8 protein-coding genes are annotated in these 8,785 nt (G+C 49.8%); 6 read left to right on the forward strand and 2 right to left on the reverse strand.

The features are described 5' to 3' along the window. Positions 1-65: 65 nt before the first annotated feature. Together KNP00_RS10875 and KNP00_RS10880 are read right to left on the reverse strand one after the other, a co-directional pair. A complete protein-coding gene (locus KNP00_RS10875; protein ID WP_215145094.1) occupies positions 66-803 on the reverse strand; it encodes an ABC transporter permease in 738 nt (245 codons plus the stop codon). Then, entirely contained in the window at positions 781-1,713 is a 933-nt protein-coding gene (locus KNP00_RS10880; RefSeq protein WP_215145096.1) for an ABC transporter ATP-binding protein, read from the reverse strand. The genes KNP00_RS10875 and KNP00_RS10880 overlap by 23 nt, the downstream gene beginning before the upstream one ends. A 335-nt stretch (positions 1,714-2,048) precedes the next feature. Here KNP00_RS10880 and KNP00_RS10885 point away from each other — a divergent pair, with 335 nt between their 5' ends. The 6 genes from KNP00_RS10885 to KNP00_RS10910 all read left to right on the forward strand — a co-directional run. Then, entirely contained in the window at positions 2,049-4,898 is a 2,850-nt protein-coding gene (locus KNP00_RS10885; RefSeq protein ID WP_215145098.1) for a 2-oxoglutarate dehydrogenase E1 component, read from the forward strand. A gap of 18 nt (positions 4,899-4,916) precedes the next feature. Beyond that, the gene (gene odhB, locus KNP00_RS10890; protein ID WP_215145100.1) at positions 4,917-6,185 is read left to right on the forward strand and encodes a 2-oxoglutarate dehydrogenase complex dihydrolipoyllysine-residue succinyltransferase; all 1,269 of its coding nucleotides are present in this window, start codon (positions 4,917-4,919) and stop codon (positions 6,183-6,185) included. 201 nt (positions 6,186-6,386) lie between these two features. Next, on the forward strand, positions 6,387-7,040 hold the full coding sequence (locus KNP00_RS10895) for a DsbA family protein (protein WP_215145102.1): 654 nt from the start codon (positions 6,387-6,389) through the stop codon (positions 7,038-7,040). 1 nt (position 7,041) lies between these two features. Then, positions 7,042-7,455: a disulfide oxidoreductase gene (locus tag KNP00_RS10900; RefSeq protein ID WP_215145104.1), complete on the forward strand. Its 414-nt coding sequence runs from the start codon at positions 7,042-7,044 to the stop codon at positions 7,453-7,455. 28 nt (positions 7,456-7,483) lie between these two features. Then, the gene (locus KNP00_RS10905; RefSeq protein WP_215145120.1) at positions 7,484-8,047 is read left to right on the forward strand and encodes an SCO family protein; all 564 of its coding nucleotides are present in this window, start codon (positions 7,484-7,486) and stop codon (positions 8,045-8,047) included. 412 nt (positions 8,048-8,459) lie between these two features. Further along, positions 8,460-8,785 (forward strand): helix-turn-helix domain-containing protein (locus tag KNP00_RS10910; RefSeq protein WP_215145106.1); only part of this gene is annotated, 326 nt, incomplete at its 3' end.

Here is an 8,785-nt window from a genome sequence, read left to right on the forward strand (position 1 = left end):
AGAAATACCTCCTTACTAAAAAACTCCTATAGCAAAGAGGTACCACTTTTTCTTATGAAGTATGCTTATTCAGCGAACGTTTTACTCCGGAACATGAACGCCGTGATGAGATAGAAGGCGATGATATGAAGGGCGACATAGAAAATCGAGAAGCCCATCGTAGCGTCCATCGCTTTCATGAACTCTGGGTTCAGGTCATAGACTGAAAGATCTGCATGAAGGAAGACGATCCATTTTGCAATTTCAGGCTTCCATGCGACGAGAAGGCCGCCGATGATACTCGACGCAAAGTTCGCGAGCACCGTGAAACCGATGACGACACCGACCGACTTGAAAACGACCGAGAACATGAGCGTCAAGAAGATGATGAAGATCGGTCCGCTCACACTGATGAGAATCGGACTGATGACGTCCCATGCGACAGAGCCGTCTAACGTGAGTGAGAACCCGAACGCGACGACTAAGATGAAGGCGAACTGAAGCAACATGACGAGGACGGCCATGACGAGTTTTGACAACAAGATACGGTCGCGAGAGTAGGGACTCATCAAGAGATGTTTCAACGTATCAAACTTCAACTCATTCCCGACCATCTCGGCAGTGAAGACGATTGTAAAAATACTGAGGAAAGCGATGGCACCCATCGTTGAGAATTCAAAGAACGATGCGGCTTCTGGTGTACCGTCCCCGCTAGCCAATACAGCGTATACGATGAGAATGATTGCCGTATACACGCCTAAGGCGACGTAAGGTTTAATCGTACGACGCCATTTCATCCATTCATTGCTGAGTAATGAACGCATTGTTCGTACCTCCTTCTTTTTTCGTCAATTTCAAGAATTGTTCTTCGAGCGACTCGTGCTTCATCCCGATTTGGTAGACAGCGATGTCACGTTCGATCAACTGTTTCAACAAGACCGGAATATCCGTCTCTTGACGTGGGACGATGAACGATTCGGCAGACTGTTGAATGATTTTCACATCATCAAAAGCGAGCGCTGCGACGTCGAGCGCCTCATTCATCTGCTCTTTGGCAACTTTACAGAGGATGACACTCTCCGCTTTCGTCTGTCCGTCTTCTACCGATTTGATTTGACCTTGGTCGATGATGGCGAAGCGGTCGGTGATCATTTCCATCTCGCTCAACAAATGGCTCGAGATGAGGATGGCGATCCCACGATGGTCGGCAAGGTGGCGTAAGTAATTCCGAAGGTCGGCAATCCCGGCTGGGTCGAGGCCGTTCGTCGGCTCATCTAAAATGAGCACTTTCGGATTATGCAACAGAGCACGGGCGATCCCGAGGCGTTGTTTCATCCCGAGCGAGTACTGCTTCACTTTCATGTCGAGCTTACCGTCGAGTCCGACGAGTGCACCGAGGGCGTTTATGTCGACTTTTTTCAAGTTTGGAATCAAGTTCATCGCGTGAATCAAGTTTTCCCGGCCGGTCATGTAAGGATAGAACGCCGGGTTCTCTACGATGGCCCCGATTCGGCTGAGCGCTTCTTGACGATTGTTCGCCACGTCATATCCATCGACTGTCACGGTCCCGTGTGTGGCAGGCATAAGGCCTGTGATAATACGAATGGTCGTCGTTTTTCCGGCCCCGTTCGGTCCGAGGAACCCGAATATTTCTCCTGGAACGACGTCAAAGCTGACATTCGTCAATACCGTCGCTTTTCCCATCTTCTTATGGACATTTTGTACGGATAACATGTGGTCACCTAGCTTTCTTTAAGAGTAATAGTGTAATTGCTACACTCCCTAATACGGGGTCGTCTGAAATAAGGTTTCATCTTTTTTTGAAATGTTTATAACAAATTGATGATGACACATTTGTTCGATAAGCAAAACTTATCGAAATAGTATGGACGAATTGTGAATTCGTAAGGGTTTTTCTAGTACGAAAGGTGTAGTATGAAGTTGAGCGTAAGAGGCAGAAGTCGGTTTGTTCATCAAGGTAGGAGAAAGATGAACTGCTTCGGGCTACATGGTAAAATGAAAGCGTTCACAGATTGGGCGTTTAGGAATGGATAAGGGGGATTTATTCAATGGGAGAGTCGTCGAATGTTCACGAGAAATCGAATGCATTTTATGGTCCTAACTTAGGCTACATCATTGAACTATACGATCAATATTTGGAAGACCCGTCATCGGTCGATGAAGAGACACGTCGATACTTCGATGAATTTGGGGCACCGGAATCGGCACCGAAAGAGGTAGTCTCGGGTCCATCGTTTGATTTAGAGAAGGTCGTCTCTGCGACCCGGCTCATCAACGACATCCGTGCATTCGGTCATAAGGCGGCCGACATTTATCCGCTGAAAGACCACCCGCGTGAACAGGAACTATTCGAACTGTCACGCTATGATTTGACAGAAGAGGATTTGGTACAAATTCCGGCCCGTCTTCTTTCGGATGATGCACCAAAGCCGAACGCGAATGCACTAGAGTTATTCCGTCATTTGCTTGACGTCTACACGGGGACCGTCGCAATTGAACTTCGTCATTTAGATGATATGGAAGAGAAAAAGTGGATTCGTCGTCAAGTTGAGCAAGGCGCATTACAACAAACTTTTTCAAAAGAAGAAAAGCTTGAACTGTTTGAACGTCTAGCTGAAACTGAACTGTTTGAATCGTTCCTCCATAAGACGTATGTCGGACAAAAGCGCTTCTCGATCGAAGGTTTGGATGCGATGGTGCCACTTCTTGATGCGATGGTCGGTGGCCTCATTTCGAGCGGTTCTGAACATATCAATATCGGGATGGCTCACCGGGGTCGTTTGAACGTACTCGCCCACGTGCTCGGGAAACCGTATGAGATGATCTTTGCAGAGTTCCAACACGCACCGAACAAAGAGTTGATTCCGTCTGAAGGGTCGATCGGCATCAACTTCGGTTGGTCGGGCGATGTGAAATATCACCTCGGTCTTGACCGTAGAGTGATCGAACAGCAAAAAGAAGTTCGTCTCAATTTAGCGAACAACCCGAGTCACCTTGAGTTCGTCGGGTCTGTCGTCGAAGGGTATACGCGTGCCGCACAGGATGACCGATCTGAAAAAGGATCGGCTGTACAACATGACGATTTGGCAGCATCGATTTTGATTCACGGAGATGCGGCCTTCCCAGGTCAAGGAATCGTCGCCGAGACACTCAATATGACGAACTTAGCGGGTTACCGTACAGGCGGGACGGTCCACGTCATCGCCAACAACACGATCGGTTTCACGACGGACCCGAACGATTCACGTTCGACACGTTATGCGAGTGACATCGCAAAAGGCTATGAAATCCCGGTATTCCATGTCAACGCGGATGATCCGGAAGCGTGTGTCGCCGTCGCGAAGTTGATCAGTGAGTATCGTGCCAAATTCCATAAGGACATCCTTGTCGATTTGATTGGGTATCGCCGTTACGGACATAACGAAATGGACGAACCGATGAACACGAACCCGGTTCTCTATAAAGCGATCAAAGAACATCAGTCTGTCCGTCATGTCTATGCCACGCAACTTGAATCAGAAGGCGTCATGACAAAAGAAGAAAAAGCGCAAATCGAACAAAAGATTGAAGAGGCACTAAAGTCGGCGCGTGATCTCGTTCCTTCTGAAGAAGAGGATGCGGACATCGTCTTGCCGGATGCGGTCCATAAAGGCTTCCCAAAAATCGATACGAGCGTGGGACTAGAGTTCCTCACCCAATTGAACGAGGAATTGCTTGACTGGCCGGAAGGCTTCGGTGTCTTCCATAAGCTTCAAAAAGTGCTCGACCGTCGACGGGATGCTTTCGGTGAAGGTGGAAAGATCGACTGGGGTCACGCGGAAACGCTCGCCTTTGCTTCCATTCTTTCTGACGGTACGCCTGTCCGTTTAAGCGGTCAAGATTCTGAGCGCGGGACGTTCGCCCAACGAAACATCATGTTGAACGACGTCGAATCAGGGAAAAAGTTCTCACCACTCCATCAACTGTCGACTGCACAAGCGTCGTTCTCGGTGTATAATAGCCCGCTTTCAGAAGGTTCGGTGCTCGGATTTGAATATGGTTACAACGTATTCGCACAAGACACGCTCGTGCTGTGGGAAGCGCAGTACGGAGACTTTGCGAACTCGGCACAAGTCATGTTCGACCAGTTCATCTCGGCGGGACGCGCGAAGTGGGGTCAAAAATCCGGGCTCGTCATGCTCTTGCCACACGGGTACGAAGGACAAGGGCCGGAGCACTCGAGCGCACGGATGGAACGTTACTTGACGCTTGCGGGAGAGAAAAACTGGACGGTCGCAAACCTTTCTTCTGCGGCACAGTACTTCCACATCCTTCGTCGTCAGGCAGAGATGCTCGGAAAAGAAGAGATTCGTCCGATGATCATCATGACACCGAAGAGTCTGCTTCGTCACCCGCTCGCCACGTCACCGATTGAGGCGTTCACGGAAGAGAGTTTTAAACCAATCGTTGAACAGCCAGGCCTCGGTGAGGATGAGGAGAAAGTCGAACGTCTCGTCTTCTGCACAGGGAAGGTCGCGATTGACCTTGCAGAAGCGGTCGGTAAGTCAGAAGAGTCACTCGACTACTTGCACATCATCCGTGTCGAAGAAATTTACCCGTTCCCGGTTCGTGAGATTCGTGACGTCATCAGCCGTTATCCGAACGCACGCGAAATCGTCTGGGTTCAAGAAGAACCGAAAAACATGGGGGCTTGGACATATATCGAGCCTCGTTTAGAAGCGGTCACAACGAACCGACTCGATGTCCGTTACATCGGCCGTCGCCGTCGTTCGAGCCCGGCTGAAGGGAATCCGACAGCTCATAAACAAGAACAAGCACGCATCATCCGTGAAGCACTCTCTCGTGACGTCGTCTCGAGCGGTGCAACAACGAGCACATACCAAAAAGATCGTAAATAAGTTAAGGGGGAACTCATTGTGATCGAAATCAAAGTACCAGAATTAGCAGAGTCCATTACGGAAGGAACGGTCGCGACATGGCTCAAACAGCCAGGCGACCAGGTTGAAAAAGGAGAGGCCATCGTCGAGCTCGAGACAGATAAAGTTAACATCGAAGTCCCGGCTGACGAGGCGGGCGTGTTGGAAGAACAACTCGCCGGTGAAGGAGACACCGTTCAAGTCGGTGACGTCATCGCACGTCTCGGTTCAGGTTCTGGTGGCGGAACGGCCGTCGCGACGAAGACAAAGACAGAGAATGCGACGGAAACGAAAACAGAAGCGCCGACCGAGAAGAAGACGGAGTCTGTCGAAGAAGGAAAAAAAGTCGAGAAGCGTGAAGAGCATGTGGCGAGCCCGGGTAAAGGGCCGATCGCAACACCTGCTGCCCGTAAACTCGCTCGTGAGAAAGGCATCGACCTTTCAGCCGTTCAAACGAACGATCCGATGGGACGCATCAACGTCCATGACGTTTCAAAACACGAAGACAAACCAGCCGTAAAAGAGCAAAAACCAGCTGCTTCTACACCGCAACCGGCTGCGAGCGGGAAAGAGGAAGAACGCATCAAGATGACGCGTCGTCGTCAAACGATCGCGAACCGCCTCGTCGAAGTCCAACAGACGGCAGCGATGCTCACGACGTTCAACGAGGTCGACATGTCGGCGGTCATGGCACTCCGTAAACGTCGCCAAGAGAAGTTCGTGAAAGACAACGATGTCAAACTCGGCTTCATGTCATTCTTCACGAAAGCGGCAGTGGCGGCCCTTAAGCGCATGCCTTACTTGAACGCTGAAATCCAAGGCAACGAAATCGTCTTGAAGAAATATTACGACATCGGGATCGCTGTATCGGCGCCAGATGGTCTCGTCGTTCCGGTCGTCCGTGAAGCGGACCGCAAAAACTTTGGGGAAATCGAGAAGGACATCCTTCACCTCGCGGACAAAGCACGTAACAACAAGCTTGGGTTGAGCGACTTGACAGGTGGTACGTTCACGATCACGAACGGGGGCGTGTTCGGTTCACTCCTCTCAACGCCAATCTTGAACGGGCCCCAAGTTGCCATCCTCGGGATGCACTCGATTCAACTCCGCCCGGTCGCCATCGATGCGGACACGATGGAAAACCGTCCGATGATGTATGTCGCCCTCTCATATGACCACCGGATTGTGGATGGTCGTGAGGCTGTGACATTCCTCAAGCACATTAAAGATATGATTGAAGACCCAGAACAATTGTTGTTCGAAGCGTAAATTCCAAAAGCACTCACTTCCATCATGGAAATGAGTGCTTTTTTCAAGGTGTCATATAGAATGAAAGCTGTTGCTTCCCGTTCGCTTTGGACCGAAATTTTGAAATAAAGTCAATTATGAAAAAGCGAACGGATAACATGATAGGTGAATCAGCTTCCGCTATAATGAGAGACGAGTCGAAAATAGATAGAGGTGAAGAGAATGAAAAAGAATCAACTGTTGGTCATTCTGACCATCATCGCGGTCGCACTGATCGCAATCGTCTTCGTCTTGCTCAATCAAGAGGAGACGACAGTCGACCGTGGCAACCATGTCTCGATTGAAGGACAACCGACACTCGGGGACCGGGACGCGAAAGTATCCGTCGTTGAGTTCGGAGATTATAAATGTCCGTCATGTAAACAATGGGGTGAATCGATTTACCCGCAGCTGAAAGCGGATTATCTTGACAAGGAAGACGTCAGCTTCAGCTATATTAACGTCTTGTTCCATGGGCAAGAATCGATTTTGGCATCCCTTGCTTCCGAGTCGGTATACGAGCAAGATCCCGAGTCGTTTTGGGCATTTCACAAAGCGCTCTATGACGCACAACCGGCCTCGCAGCAACATGATGACGTGTGGGTGACGGTCGAGAAATTGAAGGAAATCGCTAGCGAGACGACATCGGTCGACTTGGCGCAGTTCGAACAAGACCTCGGGGAAGAATCGACCGTGCTCGAAAACGTCAGTACGGATGATGGTCTTGTGAGCGAGAATGGTGTTCAGTTCACGCCTTCGATCATGATCAATGGCGTGATGCTTGAGGACCCATTCGATTACGAGCAGATTCAACAATTGATTGAGCAGGATCTATAACATGAAATCATTTTTCGGAAAATATGGATTGTATCTCGCTTGGCTCATCTCGTTGACGGCGACGCTCGGGAGTCTCTTCTTCAGCGAGATCCGAGAGTTCGTGCCATGTGAGCTATGTTGGATTCAGCGCATCTTTATGTACCCACTGACGATTCTGTTGGGAATCGCCGTCTTCACGGACGATCGGGCGATACGTAAATATGTGTTACCGCTCTCAATCATAGGTGGTTTCGTATCACTTTACCATTACTTGGTTCAAAAGGTGCCAGGTTTCGCACAGGTTCAACCTTGTGCCCAAGGAGTACCGTGTAGCGGTCAATATATCAACTGGCTCGGGTTCATCACAATCCCGTTCCTCGCATTGACAGCTTTCACGCTCATCACCATACTAGTTTGGAATATAAAAAAGCGATAAGGAGTTGGAACGCGTGAAGAAATGGTGGATGGTTAGTTTGATGACGGTGCTCGTCGTCCTAGCAGGATGCGGACAAGAAATCGAAGAACCGCTCAATTGGGAAGTCGAATCGTTTGAATACATGAATCAAGAGGAAGAGATGGTCAGCCTCGAAGATTTGAAAGGAAACGTATGGATGGCGGATTTTGTCTTCACAAGTTGTGAGACGGTCTGCCCACCGATGACGTATAACATGACGAAGCTCAATGAAGCGCTCGAAGAAGAGGGTGTCGAGAATGTACAATTCGTCTCGTTCAGCGTCGACCCCGAGGTGGACACTCCAGAGAAAATGAGAGAGTTCATGAGTGGTTACGACCTTGCGAACGCCGATTGGAATTTCCTTTCGGGCTACTCACAAGAGGAAATCGAAACGTTTGCTCAAGAGAGCTTTAAAGCGCTTGTCCGTAAACCTGATGAAGGAACACAAGTCGATCACGGTACATATTTCTATTTGGTCGATCAGGAAGGAAAGATTATGAAGGCTTATTCTGGTTTCCAAAATGTACCGATTGATGATATCGTCAATGATATCAAAATATTGCAAAAATCTTGAGAACGGCATCACGCCGTTCTTTTGTATTGGATGAATGATAAAATGAAGTGCAACAAACGAACAGAAAGCCCATAGCAACATCCTCGTGTAGAATGAAGTTACCACAACGCACATTCAGACGAAACGAGTCATCCTATTTTTTTAAGTTCATTTATTACATGACTGACTGCGAGTTTTGTGATTTCAGTATCTACTTCGTTTAACTAAATCAGGCGAGAATTCTCCCTCCTCTAAGCGTCTCGGGGCGAAGCTCGGCGTAGGTGGGAGATGAATCGCCCGGTCCAAAACTCTTCTCTCCCTGTGACAGATAGGACGAACAAAAGTTCGTGATTCCGTCAGATTCTCCCTCCCCCTCCGCGGGTATCGGATGAGGAAGACACATCACAATCTGCTGGAGGGAGGAGGGACGGACATGCTGAAAGGCTACACATACAGGCTCCACCCGACGCCGGTACAGGCCGAGTTCCTCATCAAGACGATCGGCTGCGCCCGGTTCATCTACAACAAGCTGCTCGAGGACCGCATCGCCATCCGCGAGGAGGCGAAAGCGGGAATCGTGACGAGACGGAAACCGGCGACACCTGCCTCCTACAAGCCCCTGTTCCCGTTCCTCGCCGAGGCGGACAGCCTCGCGCTCGCGAACGCGAAGCTGAACCTCGACGCCGCGTTCGCAAAGTTCTTCGCCGGGACGGCCGGCTTCCCGGCGTTCAAGTCGAGACGGCGGTCGCGCGCCTCCTA

Source organism: Exiguobacterium qingdaonense (assembly GCF_018617855.1).
Classification (GTDB): Bacteria; Bacillota; Bacilli; order Exiguobacteriales; family Exiguobacteriaceae; genus Exiguobacterium; species Exiguobacterium qingdaonense.